Genomic DNA, 22,871 nt, shown 5'->3' on the forward strand with positions numbered 1-22,871 from the left:
TGGGGCGATCCATGGACGGGTCGCCTTTTGCCGTCGCCACGGGACGCATGGCGTGGCCCCTGTGCCAGGCACATACTTTTTTCACGACAAGGGGCCCGGAAGATGGAATTTCGACGCTGCGTCGTTGCGCTGCTCATGTTGTTGCTGGCCGCCGCGCTGCATGCACAACCGGTGTTGTTCACCGACTTGGCGAAACACTCCGAACACGGCACCGTGAAGATATCTCCCGATGGTTCCTATCTGGCCACCACCAACGTGGTGAAGGGACAGGCTGTGCTGGCCCTGATCAGGCTGTCCGACAAAACCGAAAGCACGGTGCGCCCGCGTGACGGAAACGACGTCGTCAACTACTGGTGGGCATCGCCTGGCCGTGTGCTGTACACGGTAGGTCTGCGCGACAGTCAGTTCGAAGAACCCTACTCCCTCGGCGAGTTGTTTGCGGTCGACGTGGACGGTGGTCACCCGAAAATGCTTTATGGGTTTCGCAAGGCTAATACCGCGGCACCCGACCGCGGCTGGGCGACATTCATCGGCGGCATCGCGAACGACCCCGTGCATGTCCTGGTCGAAATCACCCCATGGGAAAAGCAGTATCCCCACAACCTGCTTCCGATCGTTTATCGCATGGACGTGCGCGACGGCAGAAAAGAGGAAGTCGTCGCAGCTCCCATGGAGGATGCCAGCTTTGTCGCCGATCACCAGGGCAGGATCCGCTTCGCCTATGCCGAAGACGCCGATGAGCGGATGCAGGTCTCCGTGCTCCAGGCCGATGGCAAGAGTTGGCTATCGCTGCCGAAGATCAGCGCGCAACGAGCCTACCCGTTGGGCTTCAACGCCGATGACAGCGTCGCGTACTTCGATTGTCCGCAGGCGCCCGGTGTATCGGGTATCTGCAGCTGGGATGCGAAGACCCATGGCTTGACGCCGATATGGACCCATCCGGAAGTCGAAGCCGACGGCCTGCTGCGGGGCTTGGCGAGAGACAGCATCATCGGGATCAGCTTTACCGATGGTCGTCCGGCCGTCGCACTGCTCGACAACCAGTCCACCGACGCGAAAGCCCTGATGCTTTTGATGAAGCAGTTTCCCGGTGAAAGCGTGCGCTTCGTTTCAGGCACCCGCGACGGCCGCCTCAGCATCGTGCTGGTCGAAGCCGACACCGATCCTGGCTCGTTCTACCTCTTCGATCATCGCGCGCACAAGCTGACCTTGTTGCTGTCACGCGCGCCCTGGATCGACCCCACGAAAATGGCCAGCAAGCAGCCGTTCGAATTCGCGGCGCGCGATGGGCTCAAGTTGCGGGGCTACATCAGTTTTCCTCCCGACCGGCAAGACGGCAAGAACCTTCCGATGGTGGTATTCGTGCACGGCGGTCCCTATGGCATCAGCGACGACTGGGACTACGACCCCGACGTGCAGGCCATGACCACGCGCGGCTACATGGTGCTGCAGGTGAATTTCCGCGGGTCGGGCGGGCGCGGCCGTGATTTCACGCACGCCGGCTGGCTGCAATGGGGCGGCAAGATGCAGGATGACGTTACCGACGCCACCCACTGGGCTGTGACCCGGGGTTTGGCCGACCCCCAACGCATCTGCATCTTCGGTGCAAGCTATGGTGGCTACGCAGCGCTCGAAGGGGCGGTAAAGGAACCAGGCCTCTACAAATGCGCGATCGGCTACGCCGGCATCTACGACCTGAAGCTGATGTTCAAACGTGGCGACATCCCACAGTCCAAGTCAGGCAAAAACTATCTCAAGCAAGTGCTGGGCGAAGATATGAACCTGCTGGCGCAACACTCACCGGTCAACCAGCTGGATGCACTGAAGGCCAGGGTCATGTTGATTGTGGGCGGCGACGATACCCGCGCACCGCCGAAGCACTCGCTGGAACTTCGCCAGGCGCTGCGAAAACATCAGATGGATCCGGTATGGCTTTTCAAGCCTCACGAAGGTCATGGTTTCCGGCAAGAAGCCAACAACGTCGAGCTGTATACCCAACTGATGCAATTCCTCGGCGCCACCATTGGCCCTGGTATGCCCAGCGTGGGCGGTGGCACGGCGACTAAGGCTGCCGCGCATTGAGGCGAGCCAGCAGGGCCGTTCCCCTACCCAACTGATGGGCTACGCGCTGGCGCTGGTGATCTGGCAGAGTATCCAATCTGCCGTCTCGCCGACTCAGGGGAATCTCGTCATGCGCGTGTCCATCCGGTTTTCGATCGCCACCCTGCTGGTGCTCGCCAGCTTCGCCACGTACGCGGCGACAGAACCTGACAGTGCCAAGCCCTACGCGCGCGATCCGGCGCAGCCGGTCGACCGGGGCTATACCGACCAGATCCTGAAATTCACCACCGATCCGTCGTTCAACTCGCCGCTGACCGACTACCTGCCCGCCTCGGCCAGCGTGCCCACGCCGGAGAAAGTGCTCGGCCATATCGCCGGCGCGCCGGATTACCTGCCCTATTCGGCTGACGTCTACCGTTATTTCCGTGCGCTGGCGGCAGCCAGTCCGCGGGTGAAGGTGTTCTCGATCGGCAAGACCGAGGAAGGCCGCGAGATGATCGCCGTGGCGGTCGCCGACGAAAGCCTGCTGGCCGACCTCGATGCGAACAAGGCGCGCCTGGCCAAACTGGCCGATCCGCGCAGCATCCACATGGACGATGCGACGGCCGACCGGCTGATCGCGCAGACCACGCCGGTCTACTACATCACCGGCACCATCCACTCCACCGAGACCGGTGCGCCGACTGCGCTGATGGAACTGGCCTACCGGCTCGCGGTGGACAACGCGCCGTACATCAAGCACATCCGCTCGCACGTGATCACCTTGATCACGCCTGTGGTCGAAGTCGATGGCCGCGACCGCCAGGTCGACCGCTACAACTGGCACAAGGCGCACCCGGGCGAGAACTATCCGCGGCTGCTGTACTGGGGCCATTACGTCGCGCACGACAATAATCGCGACGCGATGGCGATGACGCTGAACCTCACCCGCAACGTGGCGAACACCTATGTCGGCTGGCATGCGCAGGTGCTGCACGACCTGCACGAATCGGTGCCGTTCCTGTACGACAACACCGTCGGCGATGGCCCGTACAACGCGTGGATCGATCCGATCCTCACCGGCGAATGGCAGCAACTGGGCTGGGACAACGTGCAGCAGCTGACCAAGCTGGGCATGCCCGGCGTGTTCACCCATGGCGACTTCGACACCTGGAGCCCGGGCTACCTGATGTTCATCGCCGCCATGCACAACGGCATCAGCCGGCTGTATGAAACCTTCGGCAACGACGGCGCCGACACCGTCCAGCGCATCCTCGATCCGAGCGAATACCAGCGCACCTGGTACAAGCCAAACCCGCCACTGCCGACCGTATTGTGGTCGCAGCGCGACAACAACAACTACGAGCAGACCGGCCTGCTCACTGCGCTGAATTATTTCTCCGACAACGGCCAGCTGTTCCTCAAGAACTTCTATCTCAAGGGCAAGCGCTCGATCGAGAAGCCCCAGGAAGCCGGCCCCGCCGCCTATGTGTTCCCGGCCGACGACAGGCGCAGTGGTTCTCGCGCGCAACTGCTGCAGATCATGCAATTCCAGCATGCCGAGGTCAGCCGCCTCACCGCGCCAGTCACGGTGAAGCTGCCGGCGACCAAGGGCGCCGACGGCAAGGCCGGCAAGGCCACCACGCGCACGTTCGCCACCGGCAGCTACGTGGTACGCATGGACCAGCCGTACTCGCGCATCGCCGACGCCCTGCTCGATCGCCAGTACTGGTCGCCGAAGGATCCGCAGCAGCATCCCTACGACGACACCGCCTGGTCGATGGGCGACCTGTTCGATGTCGAAGTCGTGCGGGTGACCGACAACGCGATCCTCAAGGCACCAATGAGCCTGGTCAGCGAACCTGTCACCGTGCCGCAGGGCCTGGCCGCGGTCGACATGCCGCGCGCGAAGCTGCCGCGCATCGCGCTGATGCACACCTGGCTGGGTACCCAGACCGAAGGCTGGTGGCGGATGGCGCTGGACAAGCTGCACGTGCCGTACGACTACATCAGCACCCAGGACGTGGCGAAGGACGGCAATCTGCGCGCGAAATACGACGTGATCCTGTTCGGCCCGGTCGGTGGTGCCAACACGAAGCAGATCGTCGACGGTCTGCCGATGTGGGGCAACCCGATGCCGTGGAAGACCACGGCGTTGACGCCGAACCTCGGACACATCGACGCCACCGACGACGTCCGTCCCGGGCTCGGCGAAAGTGGCGTCGCCCACCTCAAGCAGTTCGTGCACGGCGGCGGCCTGCTGATCACCTCCGAGGACACCGCGAAGTTCGCCATCGACGAAGGCCTCGCCCCGGGCGTGTTCGTCACTCCCAGCGACAAGCTGAAGGTCGTCGGCAGCGTGCTGCAGGCGCAGTTCGTCGATCGCCGCAGCCCGATCGCCGCCGGCTACGTCCGCGACGACCTGGCCCTGTACAGCGCCGAGGGCCAGTCATTCACCATTTCCAACCTCATCGTCGGCGATCGCGGCCTGCCCAACGCGAAGGATTTCCAGCGCTCCACCGGCCGCGGCGGCCCGAACGACAGGGACACCCCCGAAGGACGCGCTTCCGTCGACGCACCGGCGCTGCCCGAAGCCAAGCCGTGGCAGGCGCTGCCGCTGAACGCGGAGCAGTCGCGCAACAATCCGTGGGTGATCCCGGCCGACCAACGCCCGCAGGTGATCCTGCGCTACGCCGATGCCAAGCACCTGCTGATCGCCGGCCTGCTCGACCATGGCGACGAAATGGCCGAACGTGCGGCGGTGGTCTACGCCCGCTACGGCAAGGGCCACGTATTGCTGTTCGCCAGCAACCCGATCTGGCGCGGCGAAACCATCGGCAGCTATCCGCTGGTGTTCAACGCGATCGTGAACTTCGACAAGCTGGATGCGCCGGCGGCCAGGCACTGAGCCTCCCGCACCCAGACCTTGTTGTCTGTTGTGGGAGGGTTATTCCCGGGTTCGGTCAGTGACCGAACCCGGTTTCGACGGGAACGCCTCCATCAGCGGCCGGATCAAATCCAGCGGCAACGGGAACACGATGGTCGACGACTTGCCGTTGTTGGACATGTCGGCCAGCGTCTGCAGGTAGCGCAGCTGCAACGCCTGCGGCTGCTGCGAAAGCATCGCCGCGGCATCGCGCAACTTCTCGGCAGCCTGCATCTCGCCCTCGGCGTGGATCACCTTGGCGCGGCGTTCGCGTTCCGCCTCGGCCTGGCGGGCGATCGCCCGCACCATCGTTTCGTTGAGGTCGACATCCTTGATCTCGACGTTGGCGACCTTGATGCCCCACGGGTCAGTCGCCTCGTCCAGGATCGTCTGCAGCGTGTGGTTGATCGAATCGCGCTGCGACAGGATCTCGTCCAGCTCGTGCTGGCCCAGCACCGAGCGCAGCCGCGTCTGCGCCAACTGGCTGGTGGCCTGCAGGAAATTCTCCACCTGCAGCACGGATTTGTCGGGTTCCACCACACGAAAGTAGACCACCGCGTTCACCCGCACCGACACGTTGTCGCGCGAGATCACATCCTGCGGCGGCACGTCCATCACGGTCACCCGCAGGTCGACCCGGATCATCCGCTGCACCGCGGGAACCAGCAGCACCAGCCCTGGTCCCTTGGTCCCGGTATAACGACCCAGCGTCAGCACCACGCCGCGCTGATACTCCGGCAGGATCTTCACCGCGGAGAACAGCAGCAGCACGCCAAGGATGACCAATACACCGATAAATCCGAACATGACATTCTCCCGTTGACCGACTACGAAGCCGCTTTCGCCGCTCCACCACATCACTCATCTGCACATCCGGATGCAGGGAGTGCGTTGTCCGCCACTTTTGCTTCGCTGCTTCGCATCAACGCAAAAAAAGCAGAAGGCGGCGAACGGTGCACGCCCTACAAATCACAGAGGCTCGACCCACAGCAGCAGACCCTGCCGGCGCACGATGCGCACCGATGCTCCGGCGGGCAGCGCGGTGTCGCAGCGCACGCGCCAGCGTTCGCCGCGCACCATCATCCAGCCTTCGCCATCGGCATCCAGCGGTTGCAGCAGTGTGCCGATGTCGCCGAACATCTCTGCGTCGCCGGTAACCTGTTGCGCACGACGCGAACGCCATACCAGCCACACGATCACGCCAAGCAGGATCGCCGCGCACAGCGCGATGCCGGCGATGACGCCTAGATTGACGCCGTAGCCGGGCACGCCGGTATTCATCAGCATCACCGAACCGACCACGAACGAAACCACCCCGCCGACACCCAGCGCCCCCACGCTGGGATTGACCGCCTCGGCCACCAGCAGGCCGATACCCAGCGCCATCAACGCCAGCCCGGCGTAATTCACCGGCAACAGTTGCAGCGCGTACAAACCCACCAGCAGGCAGATGCCGCCGACGATGCCCGGCAGCATCGCGCCGGGATGCAGCGCTTCCAGCAGCAGCCCGAAGATGCCGGCGAGCAACAGCAGGTAGGCGATGGTGGGGTTGGTGATGATCGCCAGGAAACGGGTGCGTGCGCCCGGCGTGTAGTCGCGCACGGATGCACCCTTGAGCCGCAGCGTGACGCTGCGATCGCCTACCTGTACCTGCCGGCCATCGGCCTTCGCCAGCAGGTCGGAAATATCCGTCGCCACGAAATCGATCACGTGCTGCTGCGCCGCTTCGCTGGCAGTCAGCGTGGCCGCGCCACGCACCGCCTGCTCGGCCCACGCCGCGTTGCGTCCGCGCAATTGGGCCAGCGAGCGGATGTAGGCAATCGAATCGTTCAATACCTTGCGCGACTCGGCATCGTCGCCTGCCGCAAACGGATTCGTCCCCGCCGAACCGGACGTTGCCGGCGTGTCATCGGGTTTCGGCATCGGCGTGACACCGCCCAGCTTCACCGGCGTCGCCGCGCCCAGGTGCGTGCCCGGCGCCATCGCGGCGATCTGCCCTGCATACAGGATATACGTGCCGGCCGAGGCGGCCCGCGCGCCGCCCGGTGCGACGTACACCAGCACCGGCACTTTGCACGCCAGCATGCTGGCGATGATCTGGCGCATCGATTCGGACAAGCCGCCCGGCGTGTCCAGCCGCAGCACGATCGCCACCGCGCCGTCGGCCACGGCGCGCTTCGACGCATCGTCGAAATACTCCGCGGCCGCCGGACCGATCGGGCCATCCAGCGCGATCTGCGCCACCGTCGTGGTGGTCGGCACGCATGCAGACGCTGGAGTGACGTTGGCGACGGCCGCAGCACGCGTCGATACCGCGTAGAACATCACCAACCATCCGAACCACAGCCAGCGTGCCATCACCCACCTCCCGACGGATCAGGGTCGATGGAAGGACTGTAGCGCGAACCGGGTGAGTGAAAGGTTGGCGACGGGGTGGCCCCTCCGAAAGCCTACTTTCCCGCCGCTGCAACCGGCTTCATCATCGCCTCGCGCTTTGCCCGGAACGGGCTGTCGGCATACCACGTCGGCCAGACGCCGGCGTGGCTCAGGTGCTGGCCCAGTTCGTAGATCGCCTGGGTGTCTTCGAGGATGCCGCTGAGATCCCAGTTCGGATTGAACACGTCGTTCGGCGTGTGATAGCGGTGTGCGGTGTAATCGGCCGCGGCCTTTTCACCGGCGGCCTTGCCACCAACCAGCAGGTCCAGGCCCGAGCTGGGCAACATCGCCGGCACGCCCGCCTTGGCGAAGTTGAAATGATCGGAACGGAAATAGAAGCCGTTCTCCGGCGTGGTCTCCGGCGAGATCACCCGGCCCTGCTTCTTCAGCACGCCGGCCAGCAGATCCTCCAGCTCGGACTGACCCTTGCCGATCACCGTCATGTCGTGAGCGCGACCGATGATCGGCAGCGCATCGACGGCGATATCGGCCACCGTATGGTCCAGCGGAAACACCGGCCTGGCCGCGTAGTACTGCGAGCCCAGCAGGCCAGATTCCTCCAGCGTCGGCATGAAGAACAGCACGCTGCGCTCCGGTGGCTGTTCCTGATGGGCGAATGCATCGGCGATCTCCAGCAGCATGCTCAGGCCGGTGCCGTTGTCGATCGCGCCGCTGTAGACCTTGTGCCCCTTGCGCGACGGATCGGTGCCCAGGTGATCCCAGTGCGCGGTATAGACAACCACTTCATCGGGCTTGGCGCTGCCCTTGACCATCGCCACCACGTTCTTCGACTCGATATGCCCGATCTTGCTGTGCAAGGTCATCGAGGCCGTCGCGTCCAGCGGCACCGGCTTGAAACCCGGCTTCGCTGCTGCTTTTTCGAGCTGGTTGAAGTCGAACCCGGCGGCGGCGAACAGCCGAGTGGCGGCATCGCGCGTGAGCCAGCCGGCCACCGGCAGGCGCGGCGCCGGATCGACGCTGGCCGGCAGGCTCAGTTGCGGGCCGTGGCTGCCGTTCCTCAGCACCGACCATGGATAGCCGGCCGCCGCGTCGCTGGTATGCACGATGAAACAGGCGCGCGCGCCCTGCAGTGCGGCCTCGGCCCATTTGTACGGCCAGCGGCCGTAATAGGTCATCGCGCGGCCGTTGAACAGTTTCGGATCGAGCGTGGCGAAACCCGGGTCGTTGACCAGCACGATCACCGTCTTGCCCTTCACGTCGACGTTCCGGTAATCGTTCCAGTGCCAGTTCGGCGCATCGGCACCGTAGCCGAGGAACACCACCGGCGAATCCTTCAGCGCGACCGTGGCCTTCGCCTGCAGCGTCTGCGCCACCATGTCGGTGCGGTAGGCCAGGCTGACCTGTTTGCCGTGCGTCGAAATATCCAGCGTCACCCCGGTGTTCAGCAACTCGGCCGAATCCGCCGGAACGGCCTGGAACCACGAACCGTGATTGCCCGGTTGCAGTCCCATCCGCTTGAACTGTTCGACCAGCCAGTCGGTGGTGCGCTGCGCACCCACCGTGCCGGGCTGGCGGCCGCCGAAGGCGTCGGAGCTGAGGGTCTTGTCGAACTGCGCGAAATCGGCGGTATTGATCTGCGGCGCGAGGGCGACGGTCGATGCCGGCGGATCAGCCGGAGCGGCCGGTGTGGCCGCGTGCAGCGGAGACATGGCCATGCCCATGGCGATCAGTAGAACGGATGTCGCTGTGCGCATCGGAGAGTTCCTGGTCTGCGGTATAAGCGACCTTTTTAACGCGACCATCCCTGGCTGTCCATGCAACGGACGATCAAACCTGCTCGATCAGGCCGGAATCGTTGGTCCCGCGCACCGCGCCATTGCAGTAAATTGGACAGCTCCAGCCCGAGCATGCCCATGCCAAAGATCGACATCTCCCGCGTTCCCGAACAGCAAGGTTCCGGCTATCCCGCCCCATTCTCGCAACCAGTCAGCGCGCGCGTCCGGCAGGCGCTGGGCAATGCTGGCGGCCTCACCGACTTCGGCGTCAACCTGATGCATCTGCCGCCGGGCGCATGGTCGAGCCAGCGCCACTGGCACACGCGCGAGGACGAATTCGTCTACGTGCTGGACGGCGAGCTGAGCCTGGTCACCGACAACGGCGAACAACTGCTGAAAGCCGGCGACTGCGCCGCGTTTCCGAAGAACACCCCCGATGCCCACCACCTGATCAACCGTGGCACGGCAGTGGCCATCTACCTGGACATAGGCAGCCGCCACGCCGACGACACCTGTCACTACGCCGACATCGACCTGCATCTGCAACGCGACGCCGATGGCTACACGCACAAGGACGGCACGCCGTATCCGTGAGAGCCTGCAGGTACACCTAGACCGTACGCAGCGTGGGCTGGCTGATGTCCCACACGCTGACCCGATTGCGACCCTCGCGCTTGGCGCGGTACAACGCGTCGTCGGCGTGGATCAGCAACTGACGCAGGTCGTAGCCGGACTGGCCGGTCATCGATACGCCGAAACTGGCGGAGATCGGGATCCCGGGAGCGTCCTCGCCGGTGGCGGCGGTCGCGATCGCAATGCGGATCTGCTCGGTGCGGGCAACCACCTGCGCCAGCGTGCATTCCGGCAACAGGATGCCGAACTCCTCACCACCGAGGCGACCGAAGATGTCGGTCGAACGCAGATGCGCCTGACACGCCTCGACCGCGCGCCGCAGCACGCGATCGCCCACGGCATGGCCATGGGTGTCGTTGACGATCTTGAAATGGTCCAGGTCGACCAGCACCAGGCAGGCGTCGCGTGACGATTTCCTGCAGTACTGCAGTTGCAACTCCGCCTCGCTGACGAAATGCTGCCGGTTGAAGATACCGGTGAGGCCGTCACGCCGCGCCAGTTTCATGAAGCGCAGTTGCGAGCGCTTGATGCGGTAGGCCCAGAAGGCGATGAAGGCCAGCACCATCAGCAGGACGACGATGTATAGGCGGCTCGTTTCCTCGGCCTTTTTACCCAGATCCTGCTGTAAGGTGAGTATCTGGTTCTGCTTGCTCAGCGTTTCGATCTGCAGCTTCTTCGCCAGCACTTGCTGCTTGACGGTCTGATAGGCGAGCGCCTTCGCGCTGATATCGTTCAGATAACCCTTGTCCGCCGCCATATATCTTTCGTGGTACGCCAGAGCAGCTTCCATATCGCCTTGTTTCTGTGCGACCAAATAGAGCAAATGAAACGCGGTGCTTAATGGCTCAGTGTATTCATTCTTGACGCTGCTATCGATGGCGGCGAGAGCGAATTTATGCGTACGCGCGATGTCACCCTGTTGCCAGTACGCTTGCGCCAACAATGCATCAAATTCCGAAATAAGCAGTGGATACCTGGTGCGTTGAGCGTCCTCATAATTTTCTTTTAACAACTTGATGGCAGCTACCTGCCGATCATGCCGTACGTCCACATTCGCAGCATAAAAACGAATTAAATTGCTGAATACAGGCTCATTCGCCTTCACGCACGCATTAATGCCATCCTGATAAGATTCGTCATCGGCCTGGAGCTTAGAACTACGGTAGCTTGCTTCAATCTTAAGATATTTACCTTTGCAGTCACCTGCGATGCCATGACTCTCTTCCAGGAACCTGTTGGCATAATCCACAGCAAGATCATATTGCCCAGCCTCAGAATATAAAAAAGAAGCAACGCCAAGGCTCTGCGCCCGAGCGTCTTTATCAGTAATCGACGGCAACTGATCAAGTAATTGACTCAGTCGTTTGAAAGCTTCCTCATAATGCCGACCGAAGACCAGAATGTTTACGGCGGTAACGTTAGCACGGAATCGCAACGTGGGCTCACTTGATTGGCTGATTACTTCATCCAAAAGCGGAATAGCCGCTTCATACTCACCCGTATAGCCTAGCTGGTAAGCGCTGAGGTAACGCAGATAAAACTGCTGCTCCTGAGACAGCTTCATTGTTCCATCGTTTAGCCGCTTAATCAGCGCGGCGAACTTAGCATGATTGGAGGTCTTTATGCTGTCGGCCATCCTCAGCAGTCGCGATGGGTCATCTGAAGATGAAATGGGCACGACAGCAAAGCCCGCGCCCACCAGAAGAGACATGAGACCAGCAAAAAGCATGTAACGCAGTGCGTTCAAGCTGAAAATCTAATAGCCGGCACGGGCGATAGCGAGTGACGCATCATGCATGGAAATTTCCTCGTCGCCCTGGGCCGGGCTCTCTTCGCTTTCCTCTTCTCCTTCTTTGACCGGAAACATTGCACAGCAGAATGATGCCTGACCAAGCAATACTTGCAGCTGCGATTGATCCTCGGAAAAAATCGCCTCCCGAAGTTCCGAGTTCACCTGCTCACCCAACAGCGCAAGTTCCAACTCACTATCCGATGTGTCGCGCAAACGCGCGTCCTGACCGATCCTTTCAAGAAAATTGATCACATTCGACATGGAATTCCCCTGCTAATTGCCTTGATGTTTAGTAACGGTCAATGGACGTTGCCCCATGCCTGACGCAAAATCCTCCTCATGAAACGTCAGCGCAGGAAGCAGTTTCTTGCGCTGACGCTGGTCAGATCTCAGGCACACTGCTCAAGATGGGCCTCGCTTTCACGCTCATCGCTGTCGTCACATAAAAATGCAGCTAACCGTGCATGAAATCCTCCTGATAACTGCTTTAATGTTTATTGGCAGTCGACCAATCCTTAACTACAAAACCCTTCCCTAAAACGTCAGTGCAAGAAAATTAATTCTTGCGCTGACGTCAGCCGGGTTTCAGGCACACTGCTTAAGATCAGTTTCGCTTTCACGCTCATCGTTGTCGTCACAAAAAAACACGCAACTAACAGTGCTCCCACCCAGCAGAGCTTCCAACTTCTCTTGATCTTTTGCGATGATCGCAGCTTGCACCTCAGGATCAATCTGAGTGTTCACAAGCGCTAGCTGCACTTCGCCCTGCGAAATGGCGAAGTTGTGCGTCCCGGCCCATCCTTTCAATAAACGCGATCACATTCGACATCCGTATTTTCCCGACAATTGGTTTCAGTTGGTGGTTTGATTCACGTACCACGACGATCGATGCACCGACCCGACACGTTTGGAAAGTACTCCTTTTTCTTGCGCTCCATCCGCGCAAGGCATGAAGCCCACGCGGGTATTCAGTCGCAGCATCACGGAATGCTGCGCGGGAAACCGCAAATATATCTCTTGGACGGACGACACGGCAAAAATCCTGTTCATCAATGCTGGGAGCGCCTCACTCCCAATCCCCCGCGAACGCGCTTCGCTCTTCAATACTATGCCCACTTCCACTCGCCGCGTATCGGCATCAAATGTCGACGTACCGCAGATGCCCAAGCCCTTCTTCTCCGCCTTTTCCTCGATCACCATGAAGCGCGACGCCAGCGTCGGTTCGTGCTGCAGAGCCACGACTTTCCTGAAACTGTTAGCAGCCTTTTCCGTCGAAAACGGCGGCGCGATGAAACGCATGGTTTCCGGGTCGGTATAGAGGTCGTGATACAGCGCTTCGTCGTCGGCGTTCAAAGGCCGCAGGCGCAACCTTTCGGTCTCCAGCGCGAGCAGCGACGGATCGAACACATTCACTCGGCGACAGCCTTGGCTGCCACTGCACGGTCCAGCGCGGCCAGCCTCGCGTGGATTTCAGGATCGGGTTGCATTGCGCGCGCGGGCGGGAGCACCACGGTGTCGGCCATGCCGATGTCGGCGTGCGGCAGTTCGCGCAGGGTCATCCGCTCGATCCGCGGTTGCTGGATCGGCAGCGTGGTGGTGCGATAGATGATGGCTTCGTGGTCCAGCGGGTAGTCGCGCGCCAGTACGTCGACCAGTACCTGCCGGTATGCCGCACCGGTGCTGAAGCGCGCCAGCGACTGGTCGCCGGCCAGGCCTACCTGCCACAGCACCAGGTAGGCGGTGGGATCGATACGGCGCTGGTACAGCATCAGCTGGCTAGCCTCGAAATGCAGGCAGCCATAGGTGCCCGGATCGATGCCAAGGTCCGCGTAGAGGCAGTCCTCGGCAGAGATGCCCGGTTCCATGTGCGCGCGGTAACCCTCGCTGCGGGCGACCGCGATGGCCTTGTGCGGTGCCCAGGCGAATACGCCAGGATGCCCGTAGAGCGCAGCGCAAACCTGCCTGCCCGCGCGTACTTCAGTCAGCATGGCATCGACCATCTGATGGTAGGTCTGCATGCGCGACTTGCCTTCGCGGTAGTACGGCTGCAGGCTGCGCACGTCGGCGTTCATCTGTTTCAGCCACAGCTCGACGACGCCGTCGGAAACGCCCGCGAACACCACGTCTGCCTGCTCGATATAACTGCGCGCCAGCGGCCCGATGTGCGAGCCCAGGGTCATGCCGATGCCTACGCAGACCAGGCTGCCGTTGGATTGGGTTGCGTCCATGTATCTGCCCGATGATCTTGGTTGGTTAGTGAGCGGAGCTTGTCGCAGCGTGCGTCGTCGCCCGAACAGTGTCCGGACGCGCGCATTACATGGTGCTGAAACCCCGCCTTATACCGTGGCCCCGGTCTTTGCCCCGCCACGACTTGTGCAAGTTAGCGGGCTTGGCCTCGTCATGGCAAGCGCCGCGGGTACCTGCCGGTCAATCTGCCAGCGACCATCGCCCGAGGATCTGGTAGCCACCCTGGCCGACCACGCTGTGCACCAGCACGAATTCAGCGACCCTCCATGCCAGCGGTTCAATCGCCAACGGCTGCAGCATCGTGCCATGGCTGTAGGCCAGGGTGACGTGCGGAGTGAAGCTGCGTTCGCGCGGCGCACCCTGCCCGGCCAGCACCAGCGCTTGGCCAAGCGCGTGCCACAGCTGTTGCATCGGTACCGGAACCTCGTCGCTGCGCAGCACGCATGGCGGCTCGCGGCCGCGGAAGCTGTCAACGCGGTCCAGGCTCCAGTCGAATGGGGCGGCGCGTACCTGCGCGGCGGCAGCGATGGCCCCGTCCACCATGTCTGGCCGCAGCGCAGCGTGGTCACCGAGAAACTTCAGCGTGGCGTGGTAGCGCGACGGATGGATCCAGCGGGCGCGCAGGCGGGGGCGCGAGACTCTCAGTCCCTCGGCCACGGCGGTCAGCTCCGCTCGCGTAGCCTCGTCGGGCATCAGCGCGAAAAACAACCGATGCACTTCGGTGGAAGCGATGCCGCCGCCGAGCAGGTCGAGCTGGCGGCTTTCGGGGAGGGTTTGTCGGATGGCCATGAGCTTCATGTAACACGCATGCGGCGGGGTTGTGCAAGCGTGGCTGCACTGGCCATGCACTTCGATTTCGCCGGCTGGCGCGGGCTAGGTTCAGAGGTATGAAAACCGACCGCAGGACCCGGATGCCGCAGTGCGCCATTGCCACCGCTGGTTCAACCCGTCAGGCAGATTCCGGACGATTCGCCACCCTGACCCGGTTGCGGCCTTCGCGCTTGGCCTGGTACAGCGCCTCGTCGGCGTGGATCAGCAGTTGGCGCAGCTCATAGCCGGAACGAGTGGTGACGGTCACACCGAAGCTGGCGGAAATCGGAATGCCCGGAGCGTCCTCGCCGGTCGCAGCGGTAGTGATCGCCTCGCGGATCTGCTCGGCGCGCGCGACGGCCTGCTCCAGCGTGCACTCGGGCAACAGGATGCCGAACTCCTCGCCCCCGAGGCGACCGAAGATATCGGTCGAGCGCAGATGCTCCTGGCACGCCTCGACCGCGCGTCGCAACACGCGATCACCCACGGCGTGGCCGTGGGTGTCGTTGACGATCTTGAAATGGTCCAGGTCGATCAGCACCAGGCAGGCACCGTGCGATGATCTCCGGCAGTGCTGCAGCAGCAACTCGGCCTCCTTGACGAAATGCTGCCGGTTGAAAATGCCGGTGAGGCCATCGCGTCGGGCCAGCTTCATGAAGCGCAGTTGCGAACGCTTGATCTTGTAGGTCCAGAAGGCAATCGACGCCAGCACCAGCATCAGCAGGACGATATGCAGCCGGCTGGTTTCCACAGCTTTCTCGTTGAGCTCTTGCTGCAACGTGAGGATCTGGTTCTGCTTGTTCAGCGTGTCTATCTGCTGCTTTTTCGCCAGCACCTGCTGCCTGGCTATCTGATAGGCGAGCGCCTTGGCGCTGAGTCGACTCATGTAGCCATCGTGGGCAGCGACATATTTTTCGAGATTGGCCAACGCACCATGGCGGTCGCCTGCTTTCTTGTCGACTTCGTAAAGCACTTGATAGGCGTTGGCCGTCGACTCCGCGTACGGCCTGTTGGCATTGTTGGCCACGGCGCGGTTGGCAAATTTCGCTGCGGACGCAAGGTCATTGCGCTTCCAGTAAGCCATGGCGAGCGTGGCCTCGAACTCGGAAATCAGGGGCGGATAGCCTGCTTCCAGAACCTTGGGGTAACTCGCTTGCAGCACACGGATGGCCGACTCAAGGTGGCCCTGTCGCATGTCGAAACTCGCCAGCAAGTGCTGAAAGCCGAGAGAAAACAGCGTGTCGCCTGCCTTTTTGCATGCTTCCGTGCCATCGCGGAACTGATCGACGGGAAGCTGCGCACTGCCGCTTTCAAACAGCGCATTGGACTTGTAGAGCCAGCCCCTGCATGCACTTGGGGCGTCAGTGCTTTCCTTGATCATCTGATCGGCATAACGAACGGCCGTATCGTATTGGCCAGCCTCCGTGTACAACTGTGCCGCGACACCGAGCCCCTGGATGCGAACGTCGTGCCCCTTCATTTGCGGCAGTTGGGCCAGCAACGGATTCAACCTGGCAAAAGCTTCTTCATAGCGGGATTCGCCCACCAAAATATCGATCACGTTGGCGCTGGCGCGAAACGCCAGGACAGGATCCGCCGTTTGACCGGCGATCTCTTTCAACGCCGGCAGGGCGGCGGCGAAGTTGCCCGCAAAGGCGACCTGCCGGGCCATAAGGTAACGTCGATGCAGTTTCTGTTGCGGTGAAAGCTTCATCGCAACCTCGTCGAGCCGACGCATGAGCTCGTTGAGCTCGTCGTGATCGATCGGTTTGACGCTTTCAGCTTGTCTCAGCAACTGCGCAGGATCGTTGGATACGGGCGCAGTAGAAGCCACCGCGCCCGCAATGAATAAAAGCAGAAGCGCGCCGCCTGGGAACACTGACCTGCATCTGTTCGCCCGCTGCATTAGATAGCCAGTGGTTGAGGGCGCGGAAACGAAAGTCGTGATGCCTGTTCTTCAATCACCATCCCTGCTCTTGTCTTCGGCGCGTCAGCGCCTCCGGATCAGCATGACGCCACTGCGCGTCCTGGCCGAGACCTTCAAGAAAATCGATCACGTCGAGCATCGCTCATCTCCTGACCGTCGATAATGTCGATATTCCTGTCGGACCGTTACCTTCGCGCGATTCTCTCACAAACTCCCACACTGGCTCTTGCTTCTTGAGGGCCCAAACGGAGGCGGGCAGCACCTTGCCTTGAAGGCCTGTGCCGGGCTGACCCCAACTCCCCACTCAGACGCATTAGCCGACATCGCGAACAGCATCCGACACAGCTCTGTCCGGCGCATCCAGCCTCATCCCCATTTCGTGATCCACCGGCAAGTCGATCGACTGGCCCGAACTCTTGCAGCCGCCCAGCGCGCGAAGTGCCGGCCATGCCGTGCCGCGATCCAGGCCGCCTCCCCTGCCGTGCATCCCGCCCGGCCGCAGTATTTGCGCCGTAAGCCGCTGGGTTACAGGCGGCGCAACTTGCGGTGGGTTATGCATCATGCGCGCGCCGCATCCTCGGGAAGGCCAGCTTGCCATCGATAGGCGCGAGCCCCTGCAGACGGGCCATCGGCAGCAATCGACGTTGGCGACGACAGACGGCAGAGCTGGCGGGCTCCGCGACAGGCGCTGGCCGCGCCGGGTCGTTTTGTAACGGCCCGTCCTCAACCAATCGCATCGGACCCCCACAGCGCCTCCATGCTTACCGACAGCTCGAACTCGTCGAGGTCGACGACTTCGGCCACCGAGTGGGCCAGATCGTCGCCACGGCGGCGGATGGGGATGTTGATGCGCAGGCCGTCGTGGGTGGTGATCGAGGCGACCTTCGGCGTGTGGCCGTTCGCGCCGCGGTGGGTAACCACGGCGATGCTGCCGTTGCGCAGGCGCACGCCGGTGCCGGGCGGATAGACGCCGAGCGTCTTGATGAACAGCGCGGTGATGTCCCGCGCCACCGCCATGCCCTCGTTGAGGAACAGCCAGCGCAGCGCGACGTTCGGGGTCATGGCCGGGCGGTAATGGCGATGGGATACGCGCGCGCAATAGACGTCGGCCAGTACCAGCAGCTGGGTCGGCAAGCTCAGCGCCTCGACCGTCTTGCCGGCCGGATAGCCGCTGCCGTCGGGACGCTCGTGATGATCCAGCACGATCTCCAGCCACAGCTGATCGCTTACGCCGTATTCGCGCAGGATCGCGACGCCTTGTTCGCAGTGGCCGCGCACCGCCTGGCGCTGCTGCTCGTCCAGCAGTCCGTCGAGGGAGTGCAGCTTTTTCTGCAGCTCGTACATGCCGATGTTCATGGTCAGCGCAGCCGCCACCATGGCGGCCAGCTCGGTGGTCGTCAGCTTCATCGCGATGCCGATGATGTTGCACACGATGGCGGCGTTGACCGCGTGGCGAATCGTGTAGCTCCCGTCACGGCGCATCAGTACGGTGGCCAGCGCCAGGTCCGGGTTGGCCTTGCACGCGCGCTGCAGCATGCCGACGATGCGCAGCACGTCAGCGGAAAAGTCGGCCGGCGATCGGTTCGTGTGCAACGTGGTCAGGTGCTGGCGTGCCGCCAGCACCAGCCCCAGCGGCGACAGTTTCGCGGGTTCGTCCGTTGTATCCGCAGCGGGCGGCCCCTTCGCTTCCAGCGCGTTTTGCGTCAGCCGCTCAAGTTGCGTGGCGGTGGCGATGACATGGCCTTCCCGCAGCAACAGCTTGCCCTTGCCGTCATAGGCGTCGCAGGGCAGCGGCTGGCCCAGCTTGAGTTCGGACGGATGGATGCTGCGTCTGGTCACGTCAGCCCCGGCCGGCGGGTGCACGAAGCTGCGCCAGCCAGCGTGTTGGTTGCTGCTTCATGATGTGACCCCTTCCGCGCTGCGTCCCCGCGCAGCGACCCGGCAGGCTGGCGATCCTGCACATGACTGATCGGCCGATCCGGCCAAAACTTTAGCGCCAACGCCGGTGCTGGCGCCGCGCCGGATGGGCGCGTTTTCGCCGTCGTCATTGGCGCTAGACTGACCCGAATGTGTTCACCCCAAGAGGTTGGAGATGCGCCTGTATCGCCTTGTGCTCGCCGGGTTCGGCTTGGCCTTCTGGCTGCCGGCCATGGCCGCGGTGCTGAATGTGCAGGTACTTGACGATCACGGCAAACCGATCGGCGATGCAGTGGTCAGCATGGTCGCGAGTGCGGCGACAGCTGGCGATCCCCCTGCCTTGCCGGTCGCGCAGACGAAGATCATCGATCAGCGTCGGGAGACGTTCCTGCCCTATGTCGAAATCTTCCGCCCCGGCGATCGCGTGGTGTTCCGCAACAGCGACACTACCCGCCACCACGTGTATTCGTTCTCGCCGACGCGCAGTTTCGAGATGGTGGTGCGGCCCGGCCGAAGTACCGCGCCCCTGCTGCTCGACCGCGCCGGCATCGTCGCGGTCGGCTGCAATATCCACGACCACATGCGCAACTGGCTGTTCGTCTCCAGCGCACCGTGGCTGGCGATCACCGACGCCGCCGGCCAGGTTCGCTTCGACGCCATGCCCGTCGGCAAGTACACCGTGACGGTGTGGCATCCGCAGCTGAGCCCGCGGCAGCCGCCGGTCGAGCGTCAGCTCGACGTCCCCGCCGACCGCGCCGACATGAAACTGCCGGTGACACTCTCGCTGCTGCCGGACCCGCGCATGCCGATGGATCACAACCGCATGCAGTACTGATCCGCTGGAGCCACGCATGGGTTTTCGCGTTCGACTCGTCGCTTTCCTGGTCGCCATCCTGGTGATCGTGCAGGGGCTGACCTGGCTGCTCGTGTTCGAAGTCACCCGGCACGAGTCGATCAAGGTAGGCGAGCGCCAGCTTGCGTCGGCCGCCGAGGTTTTCGTCAACCAGCTGGACGACATCTCGTTGCGCATCGCCAACAGCGTGCAGGTGCTGGCGCTGGATTACGCGCTGCGCGAGTCGATCGCCGAGCATGACCGCGCCACGGTGCTGTCGGCGCTGCGCAACCACGGCCGCCGGGTCGGCGCGGCGCGCATGCTGCTGATGGATCTCGACGGCCACATCAGCGCCGACACCGGCAGCGCCGATCCGGACGGCAGGCCCACCGGCAACCATGCCTTGTTTCCGTTTCCGGAATTGCTCAACGGCGTGCTGGAGCATCCGGTCGCCGCCGTGGTGGCGATGGACGGTCATGCGTACTGGATGGTGGTGGTCACGGTGAATGCGCCGCAGCCACTGGCGCTGATCGCTGCCGGCATTCCGATCGACGACCATCTGCTGGCGAACATGCAGCGGCTGTCCACGCTGCCGAAGAACATCGAGCTGATCGCCTCGACCGATCGCGGGCCATGGAAAGTGGTGGCTCGGGGCGACCGCCACGTGCCGCTCAGCGCGCCGTTGTTGCGCGACGGCAAGGCGCTGCCCGCAGCGCCGGTGCTGGTGAAAGTGGGCGGCCGCGAATACGTGGCGCTGGCGCGCCCGTTCGGACGCTCGCCGGGCAACGTGGCCATGGCAGTGGTGATCGGCTATTCGCTGGACGAGGCGCTGGGGCCGTTCCGCTCGGTCACCGCGACCTGGCTGCTGCTGGTGCTGCTCGGTCTGGCCGTCGGCGCGGTGGGTGCGTGGCTGATCGCGCGCGGCGTGGCGCGGCCGCTGGAGGAGCTGGCGGACACTGCGGCACGCATCGCCAGCGGCGACTACACGCCGCCGCCGCCGCGTCGCCGCCACGATGAGCTGGCGCGCCTGGCCGATGCCTTCACGCGCATGCTCGGCGCGATCCGCGAGCGCGAGGAACGCATCCGCTTCCAGGCCGAACACGACGCCATCACCGGTACGCCGAACCGGGTCGCCGCCGAAGCGATCGTGCAGCGCGACCTGGCGACGACGGCGCGCCATTCCGGCGCGCTGCTGATGATCGGACTGGCCCGATTGCCCGACATCGTCAAGACCATGGGACACACGATCAGCGACCACCTGATGCACGACGCCAGCGTGCAGCTGCAAACGCTGGCGCCTGGCCAGCTGGTCGCCTGCGCGACCGACAGCCAGCTGCTGCTGTGGCTGCCCGGCGCAGGCCGCAGCGAAGCGATCACGCTGGCGTTTCGCGTGCGCGATGCGCTGGGCCGGCCGTGGCGCGAGGCCGAGCTGTCGATCGACGCTGCACCGGCGATCGGCATCGCGCTGCACCCGCAACACGGCGCGGACGCCAGCGCGTTGCTGCAGCACGCCGAAGTGGCGCTGTTCGCGGCGCTCGGCCATGAGGATCCGGTGTCATTCTACGAACCGGCCACCGATCCGCACCGCCCGGCACGGCTGGCCTTGATGGGCGAACTGCGCCAGGCGCTGGACGGCGACCAGCTGAGCATTGCCTACCAGCCGCGGCTGGACATCGCGATGGACCGGATCGAAGGGGTCGAAGGGCTGGTGCGCTGGAACCATCCGCTGCACGGGCCGATGGGTCCGGACGAGTTCGTGCCGCTGGCGGAGAAGACCGGCAACATCCGCCATCTCACCCGCTGGGTGCTGGCCAGCGGCATCGCGCAGCTGCGCCAATGGATGGACGAGGGCCGCGAGCTGCGGCTGGCGCTCAACCTGTCGGCGCGCGATCTCGATGACGCCGACCTGCCACGGCGGGTGGCCGCGCTGCTGGGCGCACACGGCGTGCCGGCACGGCGCCTGGTGCTGGAGGTGACCGAAAGCGCGGTGATGGCCGAGCCGGACGCCGCGCTGAAAGTCTTGCAACGGCTGGCCGCCCAGGACATCGACATCGCCATCGACGATTTCGGTGTCGGCCAGTCCTCGCTGGCCTACCTGCGGCGACTGCCGGTGCGCGAGCTGAAGATCGACAAATCCTTCGTCGCCCGGCTTGGCGAGGACAGGGAGGATCAGGCGATCGTGCGCGCGATCGTCGACCTCGGTCACCGGCTCGGCTTTCGCGTGGTCGCCGAAGGCGTGGAAAACTCGACCGCGCTGGACTGCCTGCGCGACATGGGTTGCGATTTCGCCCAGGGTTTCTTCATCGCCCGGCCACTGGAAGCCGCGGCGCTGCGTGACTTTCTGGACCCGCCGTGACCGTCATGCGCCTGACCAGCATCCTCCTGCTGCTCGCCGCCGCGCCGGCGTGCGCCAAGGCGCAGAACCTGCAGTGGCACGGTTACCTCGACTACCGCCTGGTGGCCGGGTCCAGCGCACCGAACTGGACCGACGGCGGGCTGGGCAAGCTGCGTTGGGACGGCCACGGTGTTTCCGCGCGCTTCGGCGGTGCGGCGCTGCTGGCCACGGCGCAACTGAGCCCGGAGTTGCTCGGCGTGGCCAGCGCGCAGTTCCAGACCAGCGATCGCCGCGGCATCGATCTCACCGAAGCGTGGCTGCGCTATCGCCCCGTGTCGACCACACCGTGGCGCTGGTCGCTGCGCGGCGGCTTGTTTTTCCCCGCAGTGTCGCTGGAGAACGACGGCATCGGCTGGACCAGCCCGTACACGCTCACGCCATCGGCGATCAACAGTTGGGTCGGCGAGGAGCTGCGCTCCACCGGCGCGGAATTCCGGCTGGAACGGCGTGGTCGCTCGATGTCGGTGGAGGCCGCGGTGACTGCCTTCGTCGGCAACGATCCGGCCGGCGAGCAACTGGCCGCGCGCGGATGGTCGCTGAGCGACCTGGTCTACGGTTTGGGCAGCAGCATGCGCGAACCCGACCTGGCTGCGCGCGACGGGCCGCCGCCGCGACGCTACGACGCGTTCGTCGAGACCGATCACCGGATCGGCTGGCAAGGCGAGCTCACCGTGCGCGCCGACGATGTCTCGCGACTGACCCTGCTGCACTACGACAACCGCGCCGACCCGACCACATCGACGATGTTCGAAGGCCAACGGATCTTTTCCTGGCACACGCGTTTCTGGAGCCTGGGCGAACGCACGCGAATGGGCGATTGGGTGCTGATCGGCCAGGCGATCCGCGGCAGCACCGCGATCGTGCCCAGCCCGTTCTTCCATACCGAGACCGGCTTCTGGTCGGCGTTCGCAATGGTCGCCCGCGAGCAGGGCCGCTGGCGGCCGGCGCTGCGCCTGGAAATGTTCGGTACCCGCCAACGTCCCGACTCGCTGGCCGAGCGCGCCAACGAGCACGGCCGCGCACTGACCGCCGCGCTCAACTGGCAGCCACGCAGCTGGCTGCGCGTCACCGGCGAGCTGATCGCCCTGGACAGCTCGCGCACCGAGCGCCGCCACCTCGGCCTGGCCGAATCGTCGTTCGACCTGCAGGCACAGCTGGGTGCGCGGCTGGTGTTTTGATG

16 protein-coding genes are annotated in these 22,871 nt (G+C 63.7%); 6 read left to right on the plus strand and 10 right to left on the minus strand.

Annotated features, from left to right (window positions below; translation table 11 throughout):
- Nucleotides 1-102: 102 nt before the first annotated feature.
- Together CIW53_RS04565 and CIW53_RS04570 are read left to right on the plus strand one after the other, a co-directional pair.
- Nucleotides 103-2,082 (plus strand): prolyl oligopeptidase family serine peptidase, encoded by a 1,980-nt coding sequence (locus CIW53_RS04565; protein WP_149363531.1) that lies wholly within the window; start codon nucleotides 103-105, stop codon nucleotides 2,080-2,082.
- A 109-nt stretch (nucleotides 2,083-2,191) separates the two neighbouring features.
- Nucleotides 2,192-4,948, plus strand: coding sequence for a M14 family zinc carboxypeptidase (locus tag CIW53_RS04570; protein WP_149363532.1), 2,757 nt, complete (start codon nucleotides 2,192-2,194; stop codon nucleotides 4,946-4,948).
- 39 nt (nucleotides 4,949-4,987) lie between these two features.
- On the opposite strand, the gene CIW53_RS04575 is transcribed toward CIW53_RS04570, so the two are convergent.
- From CIW53_RS04575 to CIW53_RS04585, 3 genes are all read right to left on the minus strand, one after another.
- The gene (locus CIW53_RS04575) at nucleotides 4,988-5,773 is read right to left on the minus strand and encodes a slipin family protein (RefSeq protein ID WP_149363533.1); all 786 of its coding nucleotides are present in this window, start codon (nucleotides 5,771-5,773) and stop codon (nucleotides 4,988-4,990) included.
- A gap of 162 nt (nucleotides 5,774-5,935) precedes the next feature.
- Nucleotides 5,936-7,324 carry a nodulation protein NfeD gene (locus CIW53_RS04580; RefSeq protein WP_242451770.1) on the minus strand — a complete coding sequence of 463 codons (1,389 nt, stop codon included), beginning with the start codon at nucleotides 7,322-7,324 and terminating at the stop codon, nucleotides 5,936-5,938.
- Between the two features lie 92 nt (nucleotides 7,325-7,416).
- Nucleotides 7,417-9,078, minus strand: a complete 1,662-nt coding sequence (locus CIW53_RS04585) for a M28 family metallopeptidase (protein WP_242451771.1) — start codon at nucleotides 9,076-9,078, stop codon at nucleotides 7,417-7,419.
- A 198-nt stretch (nucleotides 9,079-9,276) separates the two neighbouring features.
- Here CIW53_RS04585 and CIW53_RS04590 point away from each other — a divergent pair, with 198 nt between their 5' ends.
- Nucleotides 9,277-9,732: a cupin domain-containing protein gene (locus CIW53_RS04590; protein ID WP_149363535.1), complete on the plus strand. Its 456-nt coding sequence runs from the start codon at nucleotides 9,277-9,279 to the stop codon at nucleotides 9,730-9,732.
- Nucleotides 9,733-9,748: 16 nt separating this feature from the next.
- Here the strand turns inward: CIW53_RS04590 and CIW53_RS04595 are convergent, their stop codons facing one another.
- The 7 genes from CIW53_RS04595 to CIW53_RS04625 all read right to left on the minus strand — a co-directional run bounded on the left by CIW53_RS04595 (nucleotide 9,749) and on the right by CIW53_RS04625 (nucleotide 18,386).
- Nucleotides 9,749-11,518 (minus strand): GGDEF domain-containing protein, encoded by a 1,770-nt coding sequence (locus tag CIW53_RS04595; protein WP_343192132.1) that lies wholly within the window; start codon nucleotides 11,516-11,518, stop codon nucleotides 9,749-9,751.
- Nucleotides 11,519-11,527: 9 nt separating this feature from the next.
- The gene (locus CIW53_RS04600) at nucleotides 11,528-11,824 is read right to left on the minus strand and encodes a hypothetical protein (protein WP_149363536.1); all 297 of its coding nucleotides are present in this window, start codon (nucleotides 11,822-11,824) and stop codon (nucleotides 11,528-11,530) included.
- 591 nt (nucleotides 11,825-12,415) lie between these two features.
- Complete coding sequence (locus tag CIW53_RS04605) at nucleotides 12,416-12,976, minus strand: GNAT family N-acetyltransferase (protein ID WP_149363537.1); 561 nt, start codon at nucleotides 12,974-12,976, stop codon at nucleotides 12,416-12,418.
- Nucleotides 12,973-13,791 carry an SAM-dependent methyltransferase gene (locus tag CIW53_RS04610; RefSeq protein ID WP_149363538.1) on the minus strand — a complete coding sequence of 273 codons (819 nt, stop codon included), beginning with the start codon at nucleotides 13,789-13,791 and terminating at the stop codon, nucleotides 12,973-12,975. Before CIW53_RS04610 ends, CIW53_RS04605 begins: the two co-directional genes overlap by 4 nt.
- Before the next feature lie 199 nt (nucleotides 13,792-13,990).
- Nucleotides 13,991-14,599, minus strand: coding sequence for an RNA 2',3'-cyclic phosphodiesterase (gene thpR, locus CIW53_RS04615; protein WP_149363539.1), 609 nt, complete (start codon nucleotides 14,597-14,599; stop codon nucleotides 13,991-13,993).
- Between the two features lie 160 nt (nucleotides 14,600-14,759).
- Nucleotides 14,760-16,499: a GGDEF domain-containing protein gene (locus tag CIW53_RS04620; RefSeq protein ID WP_242451772.1), complete on the minus strand. Its 1,740-nt coding sequence runs from the start codon at nucleotides 16,497-16,499 to the stop codon at nucleotides 14,760-14,762.
- A 771-nt stretch (nucleotides 16,500-17,270) separates the two neighbouring features.
- Nucleotides 17,271-18,386 (minus strand): HD domain-containing phosphohydrolase, encoded by a 1,116-nt coding sequence (locus CIW53_RS04625; protein ID WP_149363541.1) that lies wholly within the window; start codon nucleotides 18,384-18,386, stop codon nucleotides 17,271-17,273.
- A 253-nt stretch (nucleotides 18,387-18,639) separates the two neighbouring features.
- Here CIW53_RS04625 and CIW53_RS04630 point away from each other — a divergent pair, with 253 nt between their 5' ends.
- The 3 genes from CIW53_RS04630 to CIW53_RS04640 are packed head-to-tail and all read left to right on the plus strand — an operon-like array spanning nucleotide 18,640 to nucleotide 22,869.
- On the plus strand, nucleotides 18,640-19,299 hold the full coding sequence (locus tag CIW53_RS04630) for a carboxypeptidase regulatory-like domain-containing protein (protein WP_149363542.1): 660 nt from the start codon (nucleotides 18,640-18,642) through the stop codon (nucleotides 19,297-19,299).
- Between the two features lie 16 nt (nucleotides 19,300-19,315).
- Entirely contained in the window at nucleotides 19,316-21,652 is a 2,337-nt protein-coding gene (locus tag CIW53_RS04635) for an EAL domain-containing protein (protein WP_149363543.1), read from the plus strand.
- Nucleotides 21,649-22,869 (plus strand): hypothetical protein, encoded by a 1,221-nt coding sequence (locus tag CIW53_RS04640; RefSeq protein WP_149363544.1) that lies wholly within the window; start codon nucleotides 21,649-21,651, stop codon nucleotides 22,867-22,869. The genes CIW53_RS04635 and CIW53_RS04640 overlap by 4 nt, the downstream gene beginning before the upstream one ends.
- Nucleotides 22,870-22,871: the final 2 nt, after the last annotated feature.

This window comes from Rhodanobacter sp. T12-5, assembly GCF_008329435.1.
Taxonomy (GTDB): domain Bacteria; phylum Pseudomonadota; class Gammaproteobacteria; order Xanthomonadales; family Rhodanobacteraceae; genus Rhodanobacter.